Source organism: Hymenobacter yonginensis (genome assembly GCF_027625995.1).
GTDB classification, from domain to species: Bacteria; Bacteroidota; Bacteroidia; order Cytophagales; family Hymenobacteraceae; genus Hymenobacter; species Hymenobacter yonginensis.
Window position 1 is genome coordinate 2,587,750 of record NZ_CP115396.1, and the last position, 21,407, is coordinate 2,609,156.

The following is a 21,407-nucleotide window of genomic DNA, read 5'->3' on the forward strand; positions in this document are numbered from 1 at the left end:
AGACGGAACAAAAGCAATAGCCCGCTCCGTTTGTAATTACATTGTACTTACATTTACACCTATGCAAACCCGCATCATCCGGGTAGGCAATTCCCAGGGGATTGTGCTACCGAAGAAACTGCTGCAACAATATCATCTGTCGGGCGAAGTAGATTTGCGGGCTACTCCGGATGGCCTGCTGATTACGCCCGTGCTGCGGCCGGCCCGCCAGGATTGGGACGCCCGCTTTGCCGCGGCAACCGCCGCCGGCGAAGAGCCGGAGGAAGAGATGCTGGAAGGGTTTGCCGATGCCTCTGAAGACGAGTGGACATGGTAGCAATTTCCCGGTTTGAGGTATGGCTCGTAAACCTTGACCCCACCCAAGGTAGCGAAATCAACAAAACCCGCCCGTGCGTTATCATCTCTCCGAATGAGCTGAACCGCCACCTGCGCACCGTCATTATTGCAGCCCTGACCAGCACCCGCCGCAACTACCCTTCGCGAGTGAACTGTGAGTTTGAGGCCAAAGAAGGGCAGGTAGCGCTGGACCAAATCCGCTCAGTGGACAAAACCCGGCTGATGCGGAAGCTAGGGACACTGCCGGATTCAGCTGCCCAGGAGATTTGTGCAGTGCTGCAGGAGTTGTTTCAGTATTGAGGCTGCGAAGAAGGCGTGAAGTAACTGGTGATTAACGAGGAATATACTTGGAGCAAGTTCGAGCAGATGGCCATCAAGCAGTTGCAGGCGGCGTAGATGACAGCAGCTACCAATGAGAAAAGGCAGAACCGGATAGGTTCTGCCTTTTCTCATTGGTAGCTAGAGGTAGATGTCAGTAGTGAGCTATGGAATCATGACCCAAAATGATTAATCTATCCTCCGGCTTATCTAATTCAAATTTTACTACTACTGTATCCCCCACATGATATTCTTCAGTTGACAGACAATGCTGAATATACCATTTTCCTTTGTACTGATATTCTAAAAGTGTATTCCAGTCGTTCCTCAAAAATTGCACGTGCATTACTTGTGCTTCAACTCTAGCACCGCTATTTTCAATAGCATTGAACTTACTTACATCATAATAATAAAACGCTACTAAAACAAAGGAAGCAATAATCAACAAATAGAAAGCATATCTATCGACTTTCTCTTCATTATCACTCAGCATATTTAATTATCATTTTTTTAAATACCCCACCATCAGCTTGGCAGCCTTCTCGGCGGATTTCTGCTGGCCTAGCTTCGCGCGGATTTCGGCGTAGTCGGCTTTTTGCTTCGCGATGAAGGCCTCGTCGGCGGTAATTTTCTTGAGCTCGGTGACGAGGTTGCGGGAGTTGAATTCGCCCTGAATCAGCTCCTTCACCACTTCCTTGTCGGCAATGAGGTTGACGAGGGAAATGTAGGGCACCTTGATAACGGCTTTTCCTATTGCGTAGGACACGGCGCTGGTGCGGTAGCAGACCACCTGCGGCACGTTGAAGAGGGCCGTTTCCAGCGTGGCGGTGCCGCTGGTGACCAGCGCGGCCTTGGCATGCGCCAGCAGGTCGTAGGTCTGGTCGAAGATGATGCGGACGTTGTTGCGCTCGAAGTGGGCGTAGTAATTGGGGTCGAGGTTGTCGACGCCGGCCACGATGAACTGGTACTGCAGAAACGGCGGGATGATGGCCGTCATTTCGTAGAGCATCTCCTCGATTTCCTGCTTGCGCGAGCCGGGCAGCACCGCAATAATGGGCCGTTCGGGGTCGAGGTGGTTGCGCTGGTAGAAGTCGGTGGCAGCCTGGTGCTCGGCTACCGAGTCGGAAATGGGGTTGCCGATGTAGTCGACTTCGTAGCCAAAACGCTGGTAGAAGTCTTTCTCGAAGGGCAGAATGACGAACATCCGGTCCACGAGCTTCTTCACGTTGTGGACGCGCCCTTGGTTCCAGGCCCAGATTTTGGGCGAAATGTAGTAGAACACCTTAATGCCCTGCTCCTTGGCAAACTTGGCCACCCGCATATTGAAGCCAGCATAGTCCACCAGAATCAGCACGTCGGGCTTGTACTGGAGCAGGTCGCGCTGGGCTTCCTTGAGGTAGCCGCGAAACTTGAGCACGCTGGTAGCGGCCTCCCAAAACCCCATGATGGCCATTTCCTGGTAGTGGCGCACCTGGGTGCCGCCCACTGCCTGCATCTGGTCGCCTCCCCAGAACCGGAAATCCGCCTGCGGGTCTTGGTGCTGCAGCTCTGCCATCAGGCTAGCCGCATGGAAGTCGCCGGACCGTTCGCCAGCAATGAGGTAGTATTTCAATTGCTAAATGATTGAATTGTTGAATGGTTGAAGTGGCAAATGGTTAAACGGCTGATTGATTATCTGAACAGACAGCCATTTAGCCATGCAGCCATTTGACCATCTACTCGCCCAGGTATTCCACAAAGTTGCGGGGCGTCTCGTAGAGCTTGATGCTGTGCAGGCGGGCAGCGGAAATCCGCTCGATTTCGGGCGCCAGAATCTGCCAGAAGGCAATGGCCAGGTTTTCGGTGCTGGCCATCTGGCCCTGCATGAACGGCACGTCGAGGTTCAGGTTTTTGTGGTCTACCTGGTCGATGATGTGCGTGCGGATGACGGTGCTGAGCTGCTTGAGGTCGATGACGAAGCCGGTTTCGGGGTCGGGCTTGCCTTTCACGGTCACGATGAGGTCGAAATTGTGGCCGTGCCAGTTGGTATTGGCGCAGGGGCCGAACACTTCCCGGTTGCGCTCTTCGCTCCACTTGGGGTTGTAGAGTTTGTGGGCGGCGTTGAAGTGTTCCTGTCGGCTGATGTAAATCATTCGGTGCTGTACTGAGTATTTGATGGCTGATGGAGTGACGGATGCAGCCCGTAAGCTGGCAGCCAATCCGGTAGAACGAAGCGCGTGGCCAGCCGCTGATTAGGGCAATCAGCGGAGCAGCGCATGGGAAAATCAGCGCATCAACCTTTATTCCGCAGCAAATATACGAAGAACGGTACGCCGAACAGGGCCGTGACCAGGCCAACCGGCAGGCCGGCCGGCGGGTAGAGCACCCGCGCCAGCAGGTCGCAGGCCAGCAGGAAATTGGCCCCGAGCAGGGCACAGAACAGCATGTTGGCCCGGCCCGTGACGCCCAGCAGCCAGCGCGTGAGGTGCGGCACCATCAAACCCACGAACCCCACCGGGCCGCATAGCGCCACCACGCAGCCCGTGAGGGCCGAGGCCGTGAGCAGCAGCAGCCAGCGCGTACGGGCGACGTGCACCCCCAGCGCCTGCGCCCGTTCTTCACCCAGCAGCAGAATGTTCAGGTCTTTCTGCACGAAGCCGAACAGCAGCAGCGCCGCCGCCAGCAGCAGCGCCGGATACGGCAGCACCGTCCAGCCGGCCCGCTCGAAACTGCCGGCGGCCCAGAACGTGACGCTGCGCAGCCGCTCCTGCGTGGCCGACAAAAACGTGAACACGCCCCCGATGGCCGTGGTGAGGGAGCCCAGCGCCACGCCCGCCAGCAGCAGCTGCGCCGGCAGAATCTGGCCCCGGCGGCTGCCCACGGCCACCACTACCAGCGTGGTGCCTAGGGCCCCGGCCAGCGCAAACAGCGGCGGCAGGTAGAAGCCGCCCACCGTGAGCACCGGCAGCAGTGAATACGCCAGAATAGCCCCCAACGACCCACCCGACGCCGTCCCGAGCAGGTACGGGTCGGCCAGCGGATTATTGACCATGGCCTGCATCAGGTAGCCGCTGAAGGCCAGGCTGCCGCCGGCTAGCAGGGCCAGCAGAATCCGGGGCAGGCGCAGCTCCAGCAGCACCAGTTGGGCGGGGTCTTGGGGGTTGTAGTGCGTGAGCGTCTGCCAGACGAAGCCGTAGCTGGTGGCGTAGGAACCAATGCGCAGCCCCAGCACCACCAGCCACAGCATCAGCAGCAGGCTGGCCACAATCCAGGGCAGAGCAGGTCGGTTCATCAGCGGCAAAAGTAGTGGCTGCCTGTCATTCCGAGCGCAGCGAGGAATCTGAGGTACATACATGGCAGCAACTCAGATTCCTCGCTGCGCTCGGAATGACAGTTATTTTCCCTTCAACAGCCGCTGCAGCTCGCGCACCGACTCTACCACGCGCGGGCCGGGGCGCTCCATGAGGCTGCCGGTGATGCCGTAGACGCGACGTTGCTGATACGCCCGTATGCGCTTCAGCTCGGGGTAGTTGCGGAAAAAGGTGCTATCGAGCTTGCCGAAACTGCCGCCGATCAGCACATCGGGGTTGAGCTTCAGAATGTACTCGCGGGTGAGGGCCGGGTAGGGCTGCGCGAACTGCTCGACCACGGCGTTCTGGCCGCCAGCCAGCCGGATTTTATCGGTGAAGAGCGTGTTCTGACCGTAGGCGTAGATGGGGTCCTGCCAAGTGATGGCCAGCACGCGGGGCGGCTTCTGACGCGGCTGCGTGGCCGCCGCCACGGCCCGCAGCTCCCGCCGCAGCGAGTCGGTGAGGCGGCGCGCCTGGGGCTGGCGGCCCAGGATGCGGCCGATGTCTTGCAGCCCCCGGAATACGTCTTCCACCGTCGTGAAGCGCTGGTAGTACACCGGAATCCCGAAACTGGCCAGCCGCGCCGCGTCTTCCTGCGACGTAATGCCTTCCACCGTAAACACCACATCGGGGTGCAGGGCCACCAGCTTTTCCATATCCAGCGGGTAGCTGCTGACAACCGGCTTGCGCAGGGCCGCCGCCGGATAGTCGCAGACCTGGGTGCGGGCCACGATGGTAGCCGTATCGGCCACGGCGTAGAGCATTTCGGTGCTGGAGGCGGCCAGGGCCATGATGCGGCGCGGGTGGGCTGCTACCTGCAGCGGGCGGCCTAGGTCGTCGCGGAGCTGCTGGGGGGCGGCGGGCGGCGCAGTGGTGGTAGCGGGCGGGTCAGATTGGCAGGCGGCCAGCGCGGCCAGCAACAGCGGCGTCAGGCGCCGGAATAAGAAAGGCATACCCCAAAAGTACCACCAAGCGGCGCTTCCACCGCTGACCGATTTTCGGTGTTTGGCATGGCCGGGAAAAGCGCTTGTTCAGGCTTCGACGGGAAAGAAATCGGCGGCATCTCAACAATCCGCGTAGTCTGTGCTTTACTTTTGGTGAAAATCTCTGCCTTATGATAGTCGTCACCGGAGCCGCCGGCTTTATTGCCAGCTGCCTTGTCACCCGCCTCAACGCCGCCAAGTTCAACGACATTGTGGTGGTCGATAACTTCGCCGTGGAGCGCAAGCTGGCCAACCTCACCGGCAAGCACCTGCGCGAATACGTGGACCGCAACGAGTTTTTTGACTGGCTCGACATCCACCACGCCGACGTGGAGTTTGTCTTCCACCTCGGCGCCCGTACCGACACCACCGAGCAAGACCGCGCCGTGCTCGACCTGCTCAACCTCGACTATTCCAAGCGGATGTGGCAGGCTTGCGTGCAGTACCAGTTGCCGCTGGTGTACGCCTCGTCGGCGGCCACCTACGGCTCGGGCACGCTCGGCTACTCCGACCACGACGACGCGCTGCTGCCGCTCTACCGCCCGCTCAACCCCTACGGCGACTCCAAGAACGACTTCGACAACTGGGCCATCAACCAGCCGGAGAAGCCGTTTTTCTGGGCCGGCCTGAAGTTTTTCAACGTCTACGGCCCCAACGAGTACCACAAAGGCCGCATGGCGTCCGTGATTTTGCACGCCTTTGAGCAGATCCGCAAAACGGGCTCCATGACGCTGTTCCGCTCGCACAATCCCAACTTCACCGACGGCGGCCAGATGCGCGACTTCGTGTACGTGAAGGATGTGGTGGAAGTGTGTTTGTTTCTGATGCACCACCGCCGCAACTCCGGCATCTACAACCTGGGCACCGGCGAGGCCCGCACCTTCCTCGACCTGGCCCTCAACACCTTCGCGGCCCTCGACCGCACGGCTGACATCCGGTTCGTGGACACGCCCGAAGATATCCGCGACAAGTACCAGTATTTCACGCAGGCCGATATGAGCAAGCTGCGCGGCATCGGCTACGAGCGGCCCTTCACCCGCCTCGAAGACGGCATCGACGATTACGTGCGCAACTACCTGGTGCCGGGCGCCTATCTGTAAGGGGCCCTAATTTTATTGCGCGCCGACTTTCGGCCGCCGGCTGCCTGTTTTCTGAAGCAGAATGTGGCCTGACAGCATCAGCAGCCCGGTTGTGGTAGTTCCACGGCCGGGCTGCTGTGCGTATGAGGCCGGCCGGCCGGCGGGCCGGATTTGTTAAGAACTATTTTTCACCCATTTTTTCGGACCCATTCGCCACCCCTACTCCTGTTTACCTCTTGCGGCAACCAACGATTACGATTCTGGGCGGAGGCTTTTCGGGCTCGATGGTGGCGCTGCAGCTGGCGCGGCAGCCGGGGGCGTGGCATGGCGGCACGGTGCATCTGGTAGAGCCGCGGCCGGTGCCCGGGCCCGGCCTGGCCTACACCGCCCGCCGCCCCGAGTACCTGCTCAACGTACGCGCCGCCGCCCTCAGCGCCTTCCCCGACCAGCCCACGCACTTCACCGACTGGCTGCAAGCCAACGGCCTGACGTGTGAGCAGAACTTCTGCTCGCGCCAGACCTACGGCCGCTACCTGCAGGAGCTGGTAGCCGGCCTGCTGGCGGGCCCGGCCGCCAACGGCCTCCGGTTTGAGTGGCACCCACAAGCCGCCACGGCCGCCGAAGTGTCGCCCGATGGCCGCCGCGCCACCGTGCACCTGCCCGATGGCACTGCCCTGGTTTCGGATGCCGTGGTGCTGGCGCTCGGCAATTTCCCACCTCTCTCCCCGGCCGGGCCAGGCGCGTATCTCACGCACCCCGGCTTCCACGGCAACCCGTGGGCGGCCGGCGCTTTGCGCACTATTGGGCTGGACGAGGAAGTGCTGCTGATTGGCTCGGGCCTGACCGCCGTGGACGTGCTGCTGGGCTTGCGCGCCGACGGCCACCGGGCGCCGGTTACCATTGTGTCGCGGCACCAGCGCTGGCCGGTGGTGCACGGGCCGGCCACGGCGCCCTACCCCAGCTTCTACCAGACTGACCTGCAGGGCCTGGCCTCCGTGGGGGAAGTGCTGGCCGCCGTGCGCCGCCGCATCCGGCAGGCCACTACCCAGGGCCATGATTGGCGGCCGGTGTTCGACTCGCTCCGCCCACACCTGGGCCAGATCTGGGCGGCGTGGCCGCCGGCGGAGCAGACGCGGTTTCTGCGGCACCTGGCCTCGTTGTGGGCGGTGCTACGCCACCGCAGCCCCCCGCAGAACGACGCCATCGTGCGCGACATGCTGGCCACCGGCCAGGCCCGCATGCACCTGGGCCGGGTGCGTGGCATCACGGTAGCCGACAACCATGACCTGCTGGTGCACTCCCAGCATCAGCACACCGAATCCGTGTTGCGCACGCGGCACGTCGTCAGCTGCACCGGGCCGCTGCTCGACTACAGCCGCATCAGCGACCCGCTGGTAGCTAGCTTGCGCGATGCCGGCCAGCTCGTGCCGGACGCGTTGCGGCTGGGCATCCAGACCGATGCGCACGGGGCGCTGCTGAACCGGCACGGCCAGGCGTCGCAAGTGCTGTTTACGCTGGGTCCCAGCCGCCGCCCCGCCTACTTCGAGTCGACGGCGGTGCCGGAGCTGCGGGAACAGGCCGTGGCGCTGGCGCGGGAGCTGGCTGGCCGCTGGTAGCAATAACAGGCACACAAAAGCCCTGAACCGTACTGGCTCAGGGCTTTTTGATGGTGGTTTTTATTCCCCGGCGGGTTTAGGCGGCCTGCTCATCGGGGTAGAGCGGCAGCACCGGCGTGGAAGGGCGGATGGAGAATTCGCGCACGCTGGAAGCCGGCGGCACCAGGGCCAAGCCCACAGCCGCTTCGGCGCGGTTGCGGCGCAGGGCCCGCATCAGCAGGTACTTATATTTCTCGGCGTCGGCCAGGGCGGCTTCCACGGCGCGCAGCGCATCGGTGTAGGCTACTACGGGCACCGATTCGGCTGCTTCGCCCGTTGGATACGTCAGTTCAAAAACCGGGCATTGCAGGTATTCAGCAGGCGTTTTCATAGGGGCAAGTTACCAGATTCCGGGGTTGAAATCCTAACAAAATACTAACATTGCTAGCATTTTATTGATTCCGTATACGTCAACTATTTTCTTTGGATTTATAATTTTCAAATCATTGATTAACAGCATTATACAATACAAATCATAAACTCATAAGACACTCAGTCTCAGACAGTGCGCGCCGGGGATATTGCTTTCGGCGTCCAGGCTGTTGCTGAGGGCTAAACACGCAGCCGCCCGCTACCAATCTATCGGCAGCGGGCGGCTGGTCTGTGCTGAACTTCTCGCTTACTCGGCGGCAATCCGCAGCACGATCTTGCCGAACTGCAGGCCTTCGTCCATACGGCGCAGGGCGGCTTCGCCCTCGGCCAGCGCAAACGTCTCGTCTATTTCCGGCACGATGCCGTGTTGCTCAAACAGCTCAACCATGGCGGCGAAGTCCTGCTCGGTGCCCATGGTGGAGCCCAGGATGGACAGCTGCTTCCAGAACACCTTGGCGGCCGGTACCGAGGGCATATTGCCCAGCGTGGCCCCGTAGAACACGATGCGCCCGCCCGGCGCGGCGGCATCTAGTAAATCGAGGAAGCCCGGCCCGGCGGCGCTGTCCACGATGACGTCGAAGCCACCGCCGGCCTGCTTGGTGAGCGTGGCAGGCCACTTTTCCGCCTTGTAGCTGATGCCGCCTTTGGCGCCCAGGGCCACGGCGCGGGCAATTTTCTCTTCCGAGCCCGACGTCACCCACACTTCCGCGCCCACGGCCACGGCCATCTGCAGGGCCAGCAGCGCCACGCCGCCGCCCACGCCACTGATGAGCACCCGCTCGCCGGGCTGCAGCGCCGCCCGCGTAAACACGGCGCGGTAGGCCGTGACGCCGCCCAGCGGCAGCGCGGCGGCCTGCTCGAAGCTCAGGTGGCTTGGCTTGGCCCGCACCTGGCGGGCTTCTACGCACACATATTCGGCGAAGGTGCCATCCTGTGGCAAGCCCAGAATCTGGAAGTCGCGGCCCTGGGCGGCGGGGTGCTCGCCCCACTGCCGGCCGGGGTTGATGAGCACGGCCTGGCCCAGCAGGCTGGCATCGGTGCCTTCGCCAACGGCCGTCACGGTGCCGGCACCATCGGAGCCGAGGATGATGGGGAATTTCAGACCGGCGTACTGGCCCTTCTGAATCCAGACGTCGCGGTGGTTGAGGGCGGCGGCGTGCAGGCGCACCTGCACCTCACCGGCAGCCGGCTGCGGGGTGGATACTTCGCGCAGCTGCACGGCCTGGTTGATGCCATCAAGAACTAGAGCTTGCATATTTTTAGTGATGAGGTGATGGAGTTATGAGGTGACACGTGACAGGTGGCGGGTGACAGGTAGCAGATGACAAATGGCAGGGAGGAAGCTGCTGCTATGGAGCGACTGTTTGCACTGGGGAGACGGAAAAGTTTCTGACACCGGAGGGCGTACAGGCGCCGGATAACGGGGCTTCCCGCGTGGTGCTCGGTCGGCTGCCTTACTGTCGGACAGCTTACAGAAAACGTGCTTTCAGCTCGGGAGTTGGCAGCCAGCAGGCTTCCTGGCGGCCAAACCAGCGGTAGCGGTTGCGCGCCACCCAGCGGTACACGGCGTCGCGCAGGGGGCGCGGGGCCCAGCGGCCCACCCGGGCCAGCACTGCCCACCCGCCGCCGAGTCCGGCCAGAATGCCCAGCGCCGCCGCCGAATGCGTGTAGGCCTGACCATCGGCCACCAACACCACTGAGTCGGGCTCGGGGGGCGCGGGCAGGCGGTATTCGCGCAGCAACGCCTGCCCCGCCGCCGACTGCAAAGCTGCAAACCGGAACCGAGCGGCCGGATCGTGCTCAATCACAAACTGCACAAAACCGTTGCAGAGGTTGCACACACCATCGAAGAGCACAATTTGGGAGGAAGCAGGCATGGGCAGGAAAGCGGGCGGTTCGGGTACAGGACTGCCTGAGTGGCCGGATTGTTTCGGCGCGGCCGTGGCTACGCTAGCGCGTGCCGGCTTCGGCCACCGGCAGCAGGTCGCAGTACCAGAAGCCGGGCGCGAAGGGGTCGGGGGCGGCGGGTTCGGCCGGAGCTTCTGCCGCCGGGGCGGGTGGGCAAACGGTGCTGGCGGCAGCCGGCCGCTGGTAGGTGCGGCGCACGATTTCGCCTAATTCGAAGGCAATGGGCGCGCTGAAGTACGGCGCATCGAACACGAAGCTGTGGTACTCGCCGTTTTCGCCGCAGCTGTCTACACCGGGCGGCAGGTCGCGCAGGAAGTTGGCGTTCAGTTCGCGGCCGCAGAAGCTGGCATCAAGGTACTTCTCGTTGACGCACACCACCACGGCCCGGAAGCCCAGGTCGAGGTATTCGCGCAGCAAATCGGCGTTAGGGCGCTGCCAGAGCGGAAATATAGCCTCCATGCCCACCCGGGCCAGCTGCTGCTCGCGGTAGCGGCGCAGGTCTTCGAGGTAGATGTCGCCGAAGACGGCGTGCTGGATGCCGCGGTCCTGCAGCGGGGCCAGGGTGGCGGCCATCAGGCGCTCGTAGTCGTCCATGTCGGGCATTTCGGGCAGCTCCAGCTTGGTAAGCGGCAGGCCGATGCGCTGGGCCTGCTGATCCAGCAGCGCCACCCGCACCCCGTGCATCGACACGCGCTGATAGTGGGCGTTGACGCTGGTGAGCAAATCGGTGACGTGGTAGCGCGGGTCGCGCAGGGCGTGGTAGAGGGCGAGGGCCGAGTCTTTGCCCCCGCTCCAGTTCATGAGGGTTGGGGCGGGCATGCGCCAAAGGTAGGGCCGCCAGCACACCGTGCAAGTCGGCGGCAACCGAAGCAGGCGCTATGCCGTTTGCCCAGAAGCTACTGGCTATCCGCTCATCGTCTTAACTACTACTTCATCTGCTTCACCTGCCATGAAACGTCTTCCTTCCCTCCTTCTGGCCTGCAGCCTGGGCCTGGCCCTCACGGCCTGCGACTACAACAAAACGCCCGGCAAAGACCCACAAGCTAGCCAGGACTTCACCGAAGCCCCCGCGGCTACCCCCAACGAAACCGACCGCGACAGCCTCAGCGGCGGCCAGCGCGTGGAAACGCCCACCGGCAAAGGCTCCGCCGCCGACCAGAAAACGTCGGCAGATGCCGGCTTGCAAAGTGCCCCCGGCAACGCCAGCTCGCCGGTCAACAACATGCCGCAGGAGTCGCCCGAAGCCCGCTCTACCGTCGGCAAAGACTAGGTTCTCTAATCCACAAAAAAGCCCGTCAGTGCTATGCTGGCGGGCTTTTTTGTGGACTAATGAGGCTTACAGCGCGTAGCCGGCGGGGGCTCCGGCCGCGCTGCCTTTAGACAGCGCCAAACCGCTGCCCAGTACCAGCAGATCCTCGAAGCCGCCGACCACGGAGATGGGCAGGCCCGACTCGCGGGTGGCCTTTTTGCGCAGCCAGAAGCTGCCGAACGTGGCCGCCCCGGCCACCAGCCCGCCCAGCAGGGCCCCGTTGCGGGTGCTAGCGTGGTTGGCCCGGTACAGCGCCGCCCCTACCAACGCGCCCGACAGCAAACGGCCCAGCAGCACGGGCGGCGCAATCCGGTCGGGGGTTTGCGGGAGCTTGTCGCCTACCATTTCGCCGCCGGCCAGCAGTTTGAGACCGGTAGCCACCAGCGGCTTCTGCAGATAGCGCAATGGCGAGCCGGCCAGGCCCTGCGGATGAAATTTTACGAGGTTGGCGCTGAGCAGGGCCGGAGCCGTCATGCTGCGGAAGCCGGCTACGGTGCCCAGGCCTACGGTTTGCCAGAAGTGCTTTGTCATGTTGTCAGAAGGTCAGATGCAGAAGTAACTTTCCGCTTAAACGGCCACTGGCGGGCAGTGGCTGCCTTTTTCCTGAAAACTACCTGGCTATTTGGCTTCCGGCTTGGGCTGCGGGCCCTGGCCGGGGCGGGCGTAGGCGAAGGCGCCCACCGGCTGGGCCTGATAGTAGGTATCGAGGCCGGAAATGCAGGTGGCCTGGGCGGCGGGCAAATCCAGCGTACCATCGGGCAGCAGCAGGTTTTCGGGCAGGTAAATGTGCTCGACGGTGCCTACCAGCAGCACCGTGCCGTTGTGAATGGGCAGTTCCTCTTTCAGGCGCAGCCCGATGCTGATGGGGCTTTCGGCCACGTAGGGCGCCGCAAACCCGTCGCGCCAGGCCGCCGTGAAGCCGCAGGCTTCGAACTCCGATTCTTCGGCGGGGAAGTCGGCGGAGGTGTAGTGGGCCTGCGCCACGTGGCTGGCGGGCACGTGGTTGATAGTGAAGCAGCCCGTGTCTTTGAGGTTCTGGTAGGTGTGGCGCGGCACCGTAGTCGGGCGCGTGACGATGCCCAGCACCGCCGGCGCCGACCCCAGGTGCAGCACCGAGCTGAAAATGGCCAAGTTGGTGGCGCCGCCCGCGGTGGCCGTGCCGATAAGGTTGGCCGGTTTGTAGCCGGGCAGCGAATTGATGAGGTTAAGGCGGAAGATTTTCTCTAGGCCCAGAATATCGTCGGAAGTGAGGTGGCGCATCTGTCTTATTATGGCTTGAATGGCTGAATTGTTAAAGGGCTGGTCGTTCAACCATTCCGGCGAACGACCAGCCCTTTAACAATTCAGCCATTCAACCGTCTAAAATCTACTTCTGCGAAGCGGCCCAGGTGTCCATTTTGCGCTCCAGCACGGCCAGCGGCATCACGCCATCCTTCAGCAACTCGTCGTGGAAGTCGGAGAGGCTGAAGTGGGCGCGGTTTTGGCCGGCGTACTTTTCGCGCAGCTTGGTGCTGCTGTGGGCCCCCAGCTGCTCCTCGTACTTGCGGCGCAGCTCCTGAATTTTGAGGGCGCCGGTTTTGTAGCTCAGGGCCTGGCCCGGAATGGCCATGTAGCGCTCAATCTCGGCCGTGGCGCCGTCCTCGCTGATGGCCTCGTTGGCCATCATGTACTGGATGGCCTGCTCGCGGGTCATGTTTTTGGTGTGCATGCCCACGTCCACTACCAGCCGGATGGCGCGGTGCATCTCGTCGCCGAGGGCGCCCATGTACTGGTAGGGGTCGGTGTAGAGGCCCAGCTCCTTGCCCAGGCTCTCGGTGTAGAGGGCCCAGCCTTCGCCCATGGCCCCGTACCAGGCAAAGCGACGGAACTTGGGCAGGGCCTCGTTTTCCTGCTGCAGCGAAATCTGGTAGTGGTGGCCCGGAATGGCTTCGTGCAGAAACAGCGACTCCATGCCCGAGGTGGTGTTGAACTTGGTGGCGTCCACAATCGGGATGTAGAAGATGCCGGGGCGCGAGCCGTCGGGGCTGCCCTGGTTGTACTCGGCCGAGGCCGAGGCGGCGCGGAAGGCCTCGGTCTGGCGGATTTCGAACGGCGTTTTGGGCGTGCGGCCGAACATCTTTTTCAGGTTCGGGTCAATCTTGGCTTGAATGGCGCGGAAGGCCCCCAGCACGTCTTCCGGCGTTTTGTAGGGCATCAGCTTGGGGTCGGTTTTTAGAGCGGCGAAGAAGGCCGGCAGGTCGCCTTTAAAGCCCACCTGGGTTTTCACCTTCTCCATTTCCTGCCGGATGCGGGCCACTTCGCGCTGGCCGGTCTGGTAGATTTCCTCGGGCGTCTTGTCGGTGGTGGTCCACGTTTTCACGTAGTACTTATACAGCTCCGCGCCGCCCGGAATACCCGAAATGCCGGTGCTGGCGCGGGATTTGGGCAGGTATTCCTTCTCCAGGAAGTCGCCGAGCTTCTGGTACGTTGGCACCAGCTCCTCCATGATGGCCTTGCGGTAGGCGGCCGTCAGCCGGTCTTTGTCGGCGGCCGGCATGTCGGCGGGCAGCTTGTTGATGGGGCCGTAGAACAAACTCTTAGTGGGGTCCATCACCACTAGGTCGCGCATCTGCGGAATCATTTTTTTCACCAAAGCCCGGGGCAGCACCACGCCGGTTTGCATGCCCACCCGGAAGTTGCTGATGGCCGTATCGGCCCACACCGAGAAGCCCCGCACGCGGCCCAGCCAGTTGTCGTAGTCCTTGGCCGTCTTGAAGGGCTGCACGCCCTCGCCCGAGCCGTACTGGCCCATCGTTATCGGCAAGCCCCAGAACTGCTGAAACGGCATCATCCAGGTGTTGAGCTTGAGGCCTTCAAGCTTGTTTTCGAGGTCGTACTTGAAGATGTCGTAGCTCACCTTGTCGTTAGCCGACAGCGTTTCGCGGTCGAACTTCTGCAGCGCGTCCAGATACTTCTGGTAGGTGGCAGCCAGGTTCTGGCGGAAGGCCTCTGTGCCGTCGTTGGGCAGCTGGTCGTTGTAGCGGTTGTCGCCCTGGGTGGTGGCTTCCAGCGGAAACAGCTTGGCCTGCTCTTCCCAGTACACGTCGAAGAGCTGGCTGATTTCCTTGACGTCGGCCAGGCTGGTAACGGTGGCGGCCTCCCCGGTTTTGGGCGGTGTCTGGTTGCAGGCGCTGAGCAGCGTGCTCAGGAGCAGACCCGTCAGAACGATTTTTTTCATGCGGAGCGAAGGAGTGGAATTGGAAGCGGAAATATCACGCATTTATCCGGATTTGCGTACAGAGGCTGACCGAGACGCCGCGTGCCCGGTGTGGTGCCACGAATTGCCGCAGGCTTCGTGGTACCACACCGGGCACGATTCGGACCCGCGCCGTGCAACGATAGTGGAACCACGACTGAAAAGAGTCGTGGCACCACACCGGGCCACTCGCAACCTTTGCCGCCTCGGATAGTTTTACACCTTCACCTTCAATTACCCCAACAGTATGGCATCAATAGCCGGAAAAACCGCCCTGGTAACGGGCGCAGGCAAAGGCATCGGCCGCGCCGTAGCAATAGCGCTGGCCCAGGAAGGCGTGCACGTGGCCCTGCTGGCCCGCACCGAAGCGCAGCTGCAGGACGTAGCCAAAGAAATAGAGGCCCTCGGCGTGAAAGCCGTAGTACTGGCCGCCGACATTGCCGACCGCGCCGCCGTGGAAGCCGCCGTTGCCAAAGGCACCGAGGCCCTCGGCTCCATTGATATTCTGATCAACAACGCCGGTATCGGCACGTTTGCCAAGCTCGTGGACATGGCCCCCACCGAGTGGGAGCATATCATTCAGGTGAACCTGTTGGGCACCTACTACGCCACCCGCGCCGTGCTGCCGGGCATGATTGCGCGCGAAACCGGCGACATCATCAACGTAGCCAGCACCGCCGGGCAGCGCGGCGCCGCCACCACCAGCGCCTACAGCGCCTCCAAGTTCGCCGTACTCGGCCTCACCGAGTCGTTGATGCAGGAAGTGCGCAAGCACAACATCCGGGTGTCTGCCCTCACGCCCAGCACCGTCGCTACGGATTTGGCCATCAGCAACAAGCTCACCGACGGCAACCCCGACAAGGTGATGCAGCCCGAAGACCTAGCCGAGTTCATGGTAGCCCAGCTCAAGCTCAACCGCCGCATCTTCATCAAGGAAGCCGGCATGTGGAGCACCAATCCGTAGGGTTTACACGTCGTCTGTCATTCCGAGCGGAGCGAGGAATCTCGCCAGTGTAGTGATTTACCACACTGGCGAGATTCCTCGCTCCGCTCGGAATGACAGACGACACGCAACCTCAGCCCCGCCGCACGGGTACACCCTCCTGATCGACCACCCTTCTATCCCCTTCCGCCATGCTTAAGAGAGATTTTCTGAAAAACGGCCTGCTGACGATGGTTGGCGCCCTGGTGAGCCCCGCAGTGCTGGCCGCTGCCCACGAAGAAAAGCTACTACGCGAAGCCCGCGCCACGCCCATGGCCGACGGCCCCTTTACGCTGCCGGCGCTGCCCTATGCCTTCAATGCGCTGGAGCCGCACATCGACGCCAAAACCATGGAAATCCACCACGACGCGCACCACAAAACGTACGTGTCGAAGCTCAACGAAGCCGTGGTGGGCAAACCCGAGGAAAAGCTGACCCTGGCGCAGCTGCTGGCTTCGGCCAGCAAGCAGCCCGACGCCATCCGCAACAACGCCGGCGGCCACTGGAACCACTCCTTCTTCTGGCAGATTCTCTCGCCCAAGGGCGGCGGACAGCCTACCGGCGGCCTTGCGGCGGCCATCAACAAGGACTTCGGCTCCTACGAGAAGTTCACCGAGGAATTCACGAAGGCCGCCACCGGCCGCTTCGGCTCCGGCTGGGCCTGGCTGATCCACGACAAAAAGGCCAACAAGCTGATGATAACGAGCACGCCCAACCAAGACAACCCCCTGATGGACGTGGCCGGCATCCAGCGCGGCACGCCGCTGCTGGGCCTCGATGTGTGGGAGCACGCCTATTATCTCAAGCACCAGAACAAGCGCCCCGACTACATCAAGAATTTCTGGAGCGTAGTAAACTGGGGCGAAGTAACCAGCCGCTACGACGAGTCGCGTAAAGGCTAAACTTAGGGCTTTCATAACAGAACGTCATGCAGAGCCGGAGGCGAAGCATCTCGCTAGTGTAGTAATTTACCACACTAGCGAGATGCTTCGCCTCCAGCTCTGCATGACGTTCTGCTTTACCGGATAATCCGGCCGTCGCGGATCTGCACGTCGGGTTTGGGGGCGGCTTTCTTTACCATCGTGCCGAAGGCGCCGCGCTTCTCGAACGAGGCAATAACCTCGTCCTCAACGGGCGTGCGCTGCACTACGGGGTTGTTGGCCCAGAACTCGGGGTCGTATTTCAGGGCTTTGATGGCTGCCAGGTCGCGGTCTTCCACGCTCACGCGGGCGTAGGGAATGGTAGTGGGCGTGGTGTTGGTGTCGTAAAAGAACGTGAACGACGACACAGCCAGCGGCGTGGCCGCCTTGCCGGGGCTGGTTAGGTTGGCGGTCAGGTTAACCTTCATGTATTCCAGCGGGGCCACCACCACGGCGGGGTCGTCGTTGCGGAAGGCCATTTCGATTTCCAGCTGGGTGTCGCGGAATTTCTGGGTGGGGTTGGACGTGGAGCCCGTGAAGTTGGGCGAGGTCATGTGGTAGCGCACCACTTTGTAGCTGTCGATATCAATCCAGATGGTGCCTTCCGACTTGTACTTGGTCAGCTCGGGCCGGGTCTGGAAGGTAATTTCGGCAATGCCGCCCTTGGTGCTGTCGGGGCCCGAGGCCACAATGCCTTTCAGCTCCAGCAAGTAGTTCTGCACCACGTTGGGACTGAGCAGAGCCAGCGAGCGGGTGGTGTCGGCGTTGGCATCGAACAGGCCGTAGGAGCGGGTGTAGAGCGAGAAGTTGCTGAAGTTGGTGATGCTGGGCACGGCGGCGTAGCGGCCCTGCGCAATGGCCGTACCCTCAATGCGGGCGTTGCTGGACTTCACGTTCCAGACCACTTCCTGCAGCTCGGTGGGCTGCCCGGCCACTCGCGTAATCTGGCGGTAGAAGGCCTTGCCGTAGAACTTCTGGCGGTAGCCGGCCCGCATCTGTCGGTATGCGCGGTCGACGAGCTGAAACGGGTAGCTGCCCACTTTCACCTCGGGCAGCGCCACGGCCGCTGTGGCCAAGGCCAGCTGCAGCGGCCCGGCGGCACTCGTCACCCGGATGGTGTCCTTGAGGTGGCCCAGCTCCGACACCAGCAGCGTCACGGGCAGGCTGGGCACCGACAGCGTGAATTCGCCGTCGGCGTTGGTGGTAGTGCCGCGGGTGGTACCGCGCACAACTACGCTGGAAAAGGGCAGCGTCTCGCGGGTGTCTTTATCAACGACGGTGCCGCGCAGCTGCACCTGGGCCTGGGCAACTTGGGTGAGCAGCAGCGCCGCCAGCAGCAGGCCGGCGGGGCGCACCAGACGCCGGCAGGAAAGCAGGAAGGCAAAAAAGGAAGATAACAGCAAAGCAACTAGGATTGAGGTGAAACGATGATCCGCTGCGGAGCTAACGCCGCCGCGGCCCGCAGGCATATACGGCCTCTGCAAAAGTAGGCCTGCTCTGCGGTTGGTGCACCGGTTTTTTCGACTGGATGCCGTCAGCAGTACCACGCGGCGGGCCGTAGCATGAGCTTTGCAGTGCGCGCTACGGGCGTGCAAAGCGTCACCTGTTCTTCTGAAGCAAGTGCCAGGATTGCAGACACAATCCAGGCTACTCAGGCAACTACCGGCTCGCACATGCTGTCAATTGCGCTAAATTCGCCTTCCACCTTCTGCTTATCGCCTCCTATCTTGTTTGTTCTCCGCTCGCTCCCGTTTCTGTGGCTGCTGCTGGCCCTGCTAAGCCCGGCCGACTCTGCTGCCCAGAGCCGCAAAAAGTCCAAGAAGAAACCTGCCCGCACCACCGTTCGGCGCGCTACTTCCGCCCGACGTGAGCGGCCGGCGCCCCGGGTGGCCCCGCGCCCAGCCACGGTAGCACCCGCCCGCAAAACGGGAGTTGCCGCGGCAAAAACGCCAGCCAAATCCCGCAACCAGGCCGTGCCCTTTGCCGCCCAGATGGCCGGCTCGCGCTGGGTTGATTCGGTGATGGCCACGCTCACGCCCGACCAGCGGGTGGCGCAGCTATTTATGGTGGCGGCCTATTCCAACCGCAAGCGCATCGACGAAGACTCCATCACGGCCCTGATTCAGCAGTATGGCATCGGCGGCATCGTGTTTTTTCAGGGCGGGCCGGTGCGCCAGTCGCGCCTCCTCAACCGCTACCAGAGCCAGAGCAAAGTGCCGCTGCTGGTGGCCATGGACGCCGAATGGGGCGTGGGCATGCGCCTCGACAGCGTGCAGCGCTTCCCGTTTCAGATGAGCCTGGGCGGCATCCGTGACAACCAGCTGATGTATGACATGGGCACCGAGGTGGCCGCGCAGTTCAAGCGCCTGGGCATGCACGTCAACTTCGCGCCGGTGGTAGATGTCAACAACAACGCTGCCAACCCCGTCATCGGCTACCGCAGCTGGGGCGAAGACCGACAGAGCGTGACCGAGAAAAGCTACCTCTACATGAAGGGCATGCAGGACGCCAACATCCTGGCCGTGGCCAAGCACTTCCCCGGCCACGGCGACACCGACACCGACTCGCACCTGGCCCTACCCCTGCTGCGCATCGACCGCAAGCGCATTGATACGCTGGAGCTGTTTCCGTTCCGCAGCCTGATGGCACGCGGCCTCGGCGGCATGATGGTGGCCCACCTCAACATCCCGGCCCTCGATACCACCGGCATGCCCAGCACCCTTTCCCGGCCAATTACGACGGGTTTGCTGAAGCAGAAAATGGGCTTCGAAGGCATGGTATTCACCGATGCCATGAACATGAAGGGCGTCATCAGCAAGTACCCGCCCGGCGACGCCGACGTGCGCGCTCTGCAGGCCGGCAACGACATTCTGGAGTTCAGCAAGAACATTCCGCTGGCCATCCGCATGGTGCGCGACGCCATCAACGCCGGCCAGCTCTCGCAGGAATCCATTGATGCGCGCTGCCGCAAGATGCTGGCTTTGAAGCAGTGGGCCGGCCTCGATAAGTACCGCCCCATCGACCTGCAGAACATCACCCAGGACCTCAACACGCCGCACGCCCAGTACCTGAGCCAGCATCTCACCGAGCTGAGCGTTACGGTGCTGCGCAACCAACGCAACCTGCTGCCGCTGCAGCGCCTCGACACGCTGCGCCTGGCCACGCTCACCATCGGCACCAAAGACACCACCGACTTCCAGCGCATGGTAGCCGACTACGCCCCGGCCCGCCACTTCTGGATTTCGGCCACGCCGAGCCTGGATGAGCTGACCAAGATGCGCGAAACGCTGAAGGGCTTCAACACGGTGCTGATTGGGGTGAATAACCTCGGCCGCCTGCCGGCCACCAACTTCGGCGTAACCTCGGAGACCAACGTGCTATTGCACGAGCTGGGCAGCCAGGGCCAGAAGATGGTGGTGTCGGTGTTCGGCAATGCCTACGCGGTGGCCAAAATCCGGGACCTGGACCGCGCTGATGCGGTGGTGCTGGCCTACCAGGAAAGCAAAAACGCGCAGGACGTGGCCGCCGAGGTGATTTTCGGGGGCATATCGGCCAGCGGCAAGCTGCCCGTAACCGTGAGTGACAAGTACAGCTACGGCGCCGGCCTCACCACGCAGGGCGGCACCCGGCTGCGTTACAGCTTCCCCGAAGCCGTGGGCATGAACAACAACCTCGAAGCCCGCGTGGACTCGATTATGAACGGCGCGGTGGCGGCTAAGGCTTTCCCCGGCGGCGAGGTGGTCATTGCCCGGCGCGGGGTGGTAGTGCTGCGCAAAAGCTACGGCACCCACTCCTTTGCTGATGCGCCCGTGCAGGCCGGCAAGCCCAGCCGCGCCGTCCGCAACACCGACCTCTACGACCTGGCTTCGCTGACCAAAGTATCAGCGGCGCTGCCGGCCCTGATGCGCCTGCAGGACCAGGGCAAGTTCAACCCCGACATGACCATGGGCCAGCTATTCCCGGAGCTGGCAGGCACCAACAAGCAGGACCTGAAGCTGAGCGACGTACTCACGCACCAGGCCCGCCTGAAAGCCTGGATTCCATTCTGGCGCGACTACGCCAAGCCCCGCGGCTTCTTCAACGCCCTGCTCGGCAAAAGCCCCGACGCCAAAGACGTGTCCACTACCCAACCCGTGGAGCTGAACCGCCGCTACTTCCGCCCCGACTCCTCGGCGCGCTTCCCGCTGCCGGCTGGCCCGCGCCTGTGGGCCCGCCAGGACTTTCCGGCCCGCATTCTGAAGGCCATTGGCGAGTCGCCGCTGAACGAGAAGCCGGGCTACGTCTACTCCGACCTGTCGTTTATTCTGTACCCGCGCTTCGTGCAGGCCGCCAGCGGCAAGCCTCTCAACCAGTTCATCACCGACGAAATTTACCGCCCGCTGGGCGCCACCACGCTGGGCTACAACCCTACCCGCCGCTTCCCGCTCAGCCGCATTACGCCCACTGAGTACGACTCGCTGTTCCGCCACGGCCAGCTGCACGGGACGGTACACGACGAAGGCGCGGCCCTGCTCGGCGGCCTTTCGGGCCACGCCGGCTTGTTCGGCAATGCCAATGACCTGGCCAAACTGGTGCAGCTCTACGCCTGGAACGGCAAGTACGGCGGCCAGCAACTGATCAAGGCCGAAACCGTGCAGGAATACACCAAGTGCCAGTTCTGCCCCGACAACCGCCGCGCCCTCGGCTTCGATAGGCCCGCCGCCAACCCGACGGTAAACTCGGCCAAAAGCGCGTCGCAGCAGAGCTACGGGCACACCGGCTTCACGGGCACCTATTTCTGGGTCGACCCCAAGGAGGAGCTGACCTGCGTGGTGCTCACCAACCGTGTGAACCCCACGCGCCGCAACAACAAAATCACGGAGCGGAGCGTGCGCTCCGGCGTGCTGCAGGTGGCGCTGGAAAGCGTACGGCCGGTGCAGAAACAAGCCGTAGAAACGACGGTGGAAGAATAGCCACCGCCGCGGGCGCAGGCGCAACAATT

The 21,407-nt window shown here is 62.6% G+C and carries 21 protein-coding genes; 8 read left to right on the forward strand and 13 right to left on the reverse strand.

Features of this window, described 5'->3' with window-relative positions; genetic code table 11:
* The first annotated feature begins 61 nt into the window (after nucleotides 1–61).
* Nucleotides 62–316, forward strand: a complete 255-nt coding sequence (locus O9Z63_RS11245) for an AbrB/MazE/SpoVT family DNA-binding domain-containing protein (protein WP_270125301.1) — start codon at nucleotides 62–64, stop codon at nucleotides 314–316.
* Nucleotides 310–636, forward strand: coding sequence for a type II toxin-antitoxin system PemK/MazF family toxin (locus O9Z63_RS11250; RefSeq protein WP_270125302.1), 327 nt, complete (start codon nucleotides 310–312; stop codon nucleotides 634–636). Before O9Z63_RS11245 ends, O9Z63_RS11250 begins: the two co-directional genes overlap by 7 nt.
* A 172-nt stretch (nucleotides 637–808) precedes the next feature.
* Here O9Z63_RS11250 and O9Z63_RS11255 read toward each other — a convergent pair whose 3' ends face one another.
* The 5 genes from O9Z63_RS11255 to O9Z63_RS11275 form a co-directional block, all read right to left on the reverse strand.
* Nucleotides 809–1,147: a hypothetical protein gene (locus O9Z63_RS11255; protein ID WP_270125303.1), complete on the reverse strand. Its 339-nt coding sequence runs from the start codon at nucleotides 1,145–1,147 to the stop codon at nucleotides 809–811.
* Between the two features lie 9 nt (nucleotides 1,148–1,156).
* Nucleotides 1,157–2,266 carry a lipid-A-disaccharide synthase gene (gene lpxB, locus O9Z63_RS11260; RefSeq protein ID WP_270125305.1) on the reverse strand — a complete coding sequence of 370 codons (1,110 nt, stop codon included), beginning with the start codon at nucleotides 2,264–2,266 and terminating at the stop codon, nucleotides 1,157–1,159.
* A 103-nt stretch (nucleotides 2,267–2,369) separates the two neighbouring features.
* Nucleotides 2,370–2,786, reverse strand: coding sequence for a 6-pyruvoyl trahydropterin synthase family protein (locus O9Z63_RS11265; protein ID WP_044016814.1), 417 nt, complete (start codon nucleotides 2,784–2,786; stop codon nucleotides 2,370–2,372).
* Between the two features lie 140 nt (nucleotides 2,787–2,926).
* Complete coding sequence (locus O9Z63_RS11270; protein WP_270125307.1) at nucleotides 2,927–3,925, reverse strand: FecCD family ABC transporter permease; 999 nt, start codon at nucleotides 3,923–3,925, stop codon at nucleotides 2,927–2,929.
* Between the two features lie 102 nt (nucleotides 3,926–4,027).
* Nucleotides 4,028–4,936 (reverse strand): ABC transporter substrate-binding protein, encoded by a 909-nt coding sequence (locus O9Z63_RS11275; protein WP_270125309.1) that lies wholly within the window; start codon nucleotides 4,934–4,936, stop codon nucleotides 4,028–4,030.
* A 161-nt stretch (nucleotides 4,937–5,097) separates the two neighbouring features.
* Here O9Z63_RS11275 and rfaD point away from each other — a divergent pair, with 161 nt between their 5' ends.
* Together rfaD and O9Z63_RS11285 are read left to right on the forward strand one after the other, a co-directional pair.
* Nucleotides 5,098–6,066 (forward strand): ADP-glyceromanno-heptose 6-epimerase, encoded by a 969-nt coding sequence (gene rfaD, locus O9Z63_RS11280; RefSeq protein WP_270125310.1) that lies wholly within the window; start codon nucleotides 5,098–5,100, stop codon nucleotides 6,064–6,066.
* A 215-nt stretch (nucleotides 6,067–6,281) separates the two neighbouring features.
* Nucleotides 6,282–7,661, forward strand: a complete 1,380-nt coding sequence (locus O9Z63_RS11285) for an FAD/NAD(P)-binding protein (protein ID WP_270125311.1) — start codon at nucleotides 6,282–6,284, stop codon at nucleotides 7,659–7,661.
* Nucleotides 7,662–7,737: 76 nt separating this feature from the next.
* Here the strand turns inward: O9Z63_RS11285 and O9Z63_RS11290 are convergent, their stop codons facing one another.
* The 4 genes from O9Z63_RS11290 to O9Z63_RS11305 all read right to left on the reverse strand — a co-directional run bounded on the left by O9Z63_RS11290 (nucleotide 7,738) and on the right by O9Z63_RS11305 (nucleotide 10,799).
* Nucleotides 7,738–8,031 (reverse strand): hypothetical protein, encoded by a 294-nt coding sequence (locus O9Z63_RS11290; protein WP_270125312.1) that lies wholly within the window; start codon nucleotides 8,029–8,031, stop codon nucleotides 7,738–7,740.
* A 288-nt stretch (nucleotides 8,032–8,319) separates the two neighbouring features.
* Nucleotides 8,320–9,327 (reverse strand): zinc-binding dehydrogenase, encoded by a 1,008-nt coding sequence (locus tag O9Z63_RS11295; RefSeq protein ID WP_270125313.1) that lies wholly within the window; start codon nucleotides 9,325–9,327, stop codon nucleotides 8,320–8,322.
* 214 nt (nucleotides 9,328–9,541) lie between these two features.
* A complete protein-coding gene (locus O9Z63_RS11300; protein ID WP_270125314.1) occupies nucleotides 9,542–9,949 on the reverse strand; it encodes a thiol-disulfide oxidoreductase DCC family protein in 408 nt (135 codons plus the stop codon).
* A 73-nt stretch (nucleotides 9,950–10,022) separates the two neighbouring features.
* Nucleotides 10,023–10,799, reverse strand: a complete 777-nt coding sequence (locus O9Z63_RS11305; protein WP_270125316.1) for a Dph6-related ATP pyrophosphatase — start codon at nucleotides 10,797–10,799, stop codon at nucleotides 10,023–10,025.
* A gap of 130 nt (nucleotides 10,800–10,929) precedes the next feature.
* On the opposite strand from O9Z63_RS11305, the gene O9Z63_RS11310 reads away from it, so the two are divergent.
* Nucleotides 10,930–11,250 (forward strand): hypothetical protein, encoded by a 321-nt coding sequence (locus O9Z63_RS11310; RefSeq protein ID WP_270125318.1) that lies wholly within the window; start codon nucleotides 10,930–10,932, stop codon nucleotides 11,248–11,250.
* Nucleotides 11,251–11,316: 66 nt separating this feature from the next.
* Here O9Z63_RS11310 and O9Z63_RS11315 read toward each other — a convergent pair whose 3' ends face one another.
* From O9Z63_RS11315 to O9Z63_RS11325, 3 genes are all read right to left on the reverse strand, one after another.
* Complete coding sequence (locus tag O9Z63_RS11315; protein ID WP_270125320.1) at nucleotides 11,317–11,820, reverse strand: DUF4126 family protein; 504 nt, start codon at nucleotides 11,818–11,820, stop codon at nucleotides 11,317–11,319.
* Nucleotides 11,821–11,907: 87 nt separating this feature from the next.
* On the reverse strand, nucleotides 11,908–12,549 hold the full coding sequence (locus tag O9Z63_RS11320) for a flavin reductase family protein (protein WP_270125322.1): 642 nt from the start codon (nucleotides 12,547–12,549) through the stop codon (nucleotides 11,908–11,910).
* A gap of 106 nt (nucleotides 12,550–12,655) precedes the next feature.
* Entirely contained in the window at nucleotides 12,656–14,506 is a 1,851-nt protein-coding gene (locus O9Z63_RS11325) for a DUF885 domain-containing protein (RefSeq protein ID WP_270125324.1), read from the reverse strand.
* 265 nt (nucleotides 14,507–14,771) lie between these two features.
* Here O9Z63_RS11325 and O9Z63_RS11330 point away from each other — a divergent pair, with 265 nt between their 5' ends.
* Together O9Z63_RS11330 and O9Z63_RS11335 are read left to right on the forward strand one after the other, a co-directional pair.
* A complete protein-coding gene (locus O9Z63_RS11330) occupies nucleotides 14,772–15,488 on the forward strand; it encodes a 3-ketoacyl-ACP reductase (protein WP_270125326.1) in 717 nt (238 codons plus the stop codon).
* A 170-nt stretch (nucleotides 15,489–15,658) separates the two neighbouring features.
* Nucleotides 15,659–16,408 (forward strand): superoxide dismutase, encoded by a 750-nt coding sequence (locus O9Z63_RS11335; RefSeq protein WP_270125327.1) that lies wholly within the window; start codon nucleotides 15,659–15,661, stop codon nucleotides 16,406–16,408.
* 116 nt (nucleotides 16,409–16,524) lie between these two features.
* Here O9Z63_RS11335 and O9Z63_RS11340 read toward each other — a convergent pair whose 3' ends face one another.
* Nucleotides 16,525–17,829, reverse strand: coding sequence for a carboxypeptidase-like regulatory domain-containing protein (locus O9Z63_RS11340; protein WP_270125328.1), 1,305 nt, complete (start codon nucleotides 17,827–17,829; stop codon nucleotides 16,525–16,527).
* Between the two features lie 324 nt (nucleotides 17,830–18,153).
* On the opposite strand from O9Z63_RS11340, the gene O9Z63_RS11345 reads away from it, so the two are divergent.
* Complete coding sequence (locus O9Z63_RS11345) at nucleotides 18,154–21,378, forward strand: glycoside hydrolase family 3 N-terminal domain-containing protein (protein ID WP_270125330.1); 3,225 nt, start codon at nucleotides 18,154–18,156, stop codon at nucleotides 21,376–21,378.
* Nucleotides 21,379–21,407: the final 29 nt, after the last annotated feature.

Bases quoted from the DNA above. Each gene is read 5' to 3' on its own strand.
- O9Z63_RS11335 (WP_270125327.1), top strand. From the start codon at position 15,659: ATGCTTAAGAGAGATTTTCTGAAAAACGGCCTGCTGACGATGGTTGGC.
- O9Z63_RS11295 (WP_270125313.1), bottom strand. From the start codon at position 9,327: ATGCAAGCTCTAGTTCTTGATGGCATCAACCAGGCCGTGCAGCTGCGC.
- O9Z63_RS11270 (WP_270125307.1), bottom strand. From the start codon at position 3,925: ATGAACCGACCTGCTCTGCCCTGGATTGTGGCCAGCCTGCTGCTGATG.
- O9Z63_RS11320 (WP_270125322.1), bottom strand. From the start codon at position 12,549: ATGCGCCACCTCACTTCCGACGATATTCTGGGCCTAGAGAAAATCTTC.
- O9Z63_RS11330 (WP_270125326.1), top strand. From the start codon at position 14,772: ATGGCATCAATAGCCGGAAAAACCGCCCTGGTAACGGGCGCAGGCAAA.
- O9Z63_RS11275 (WP_270125309.1), bottom strand. From the start codon at position 4,936: ATGCCTTTCTTATTCCGGCGCCTGACGCCGCTGTTGCTGGCCGCGCTG.
- O9Z63_RS11310 (WP_270125318.1), top strand. From the start codon at position 10,930: ATGAAACGTCTTCCTTCCCTCCTTCTGGCCTGCAGCCTGGGCCTGGCC.
- O9Z63_RS11290 (WP_270125312.1), bottom strand. From the start codon at position 8,031: ATGAAAACGCCTGCTGAATACCTGCAATGCCCGGTTTTTGAACTGACG.
- O9Z63_RS11250 (WP_270125302.1), top strand. From the start codon at position 310: ATGGTAGCAATTTCCCGGTTTGAGGTATGGCTCGTAAACCTTGACCCC.
- O9Z63_RS11325 (WP_270125324.1), bottom strand. From the start codon at position 14,506: ATGAAAAAAATCGTTCTGACGGGTCTGCTCCTGAGCACGCTGCTCAGC.
- O9Z63_RS11300 (WP_270125314.1), bottom strand. From the start codon at position 9,949: ATGCCTGCTTCCTCCCAAATTGTGCTCTTCGATGGTGTGTGCAACCTC.
- O9Z63_RS11265 (WP_044016814.1), bottom strand. From the start codon at position 2,786: ATGATTTACATCAGCCGACAGGAACACTTCAACGCCGCCCACAAACTC.
- O9Z63_RS11315 (WP_270125320.1), bottom strand. From the start codon at position 11,820: ATGACAAAGCACTTCTGGCAAACCGTAGGCCTGGGCACCGTAGCCGGC.
- O9Z63_RS11255 (WP_270125303.1), bottom strand. From the start codon at position 1,147: ATGCTGAGTGATAATGAAGAGAAAGTCGATAGATATGCTTTCTATTTG.
- O9Z63_RS11305 (WP_270125316.1), bottom strand. From the start codon at position 10,799: ATGCCCGCCCCAACCCTCATGAACTGGAGCGGGGGCAAAGACTCGGCC.
- rfaD (WP_270125310.1), top strand. From the start codon at position 5,098: ATGATAGTCGTCACCGGAGCCGCCGGCTTTATTGCCAGCTGCCTTGTC.
- O9Z63_RS11245 (WP_270125301.1), top strand. From the start codon at position 62: ATGCAAACCCGCATCATCCGGGTAGGCAATTCCCAGGGGATTGTGCTA.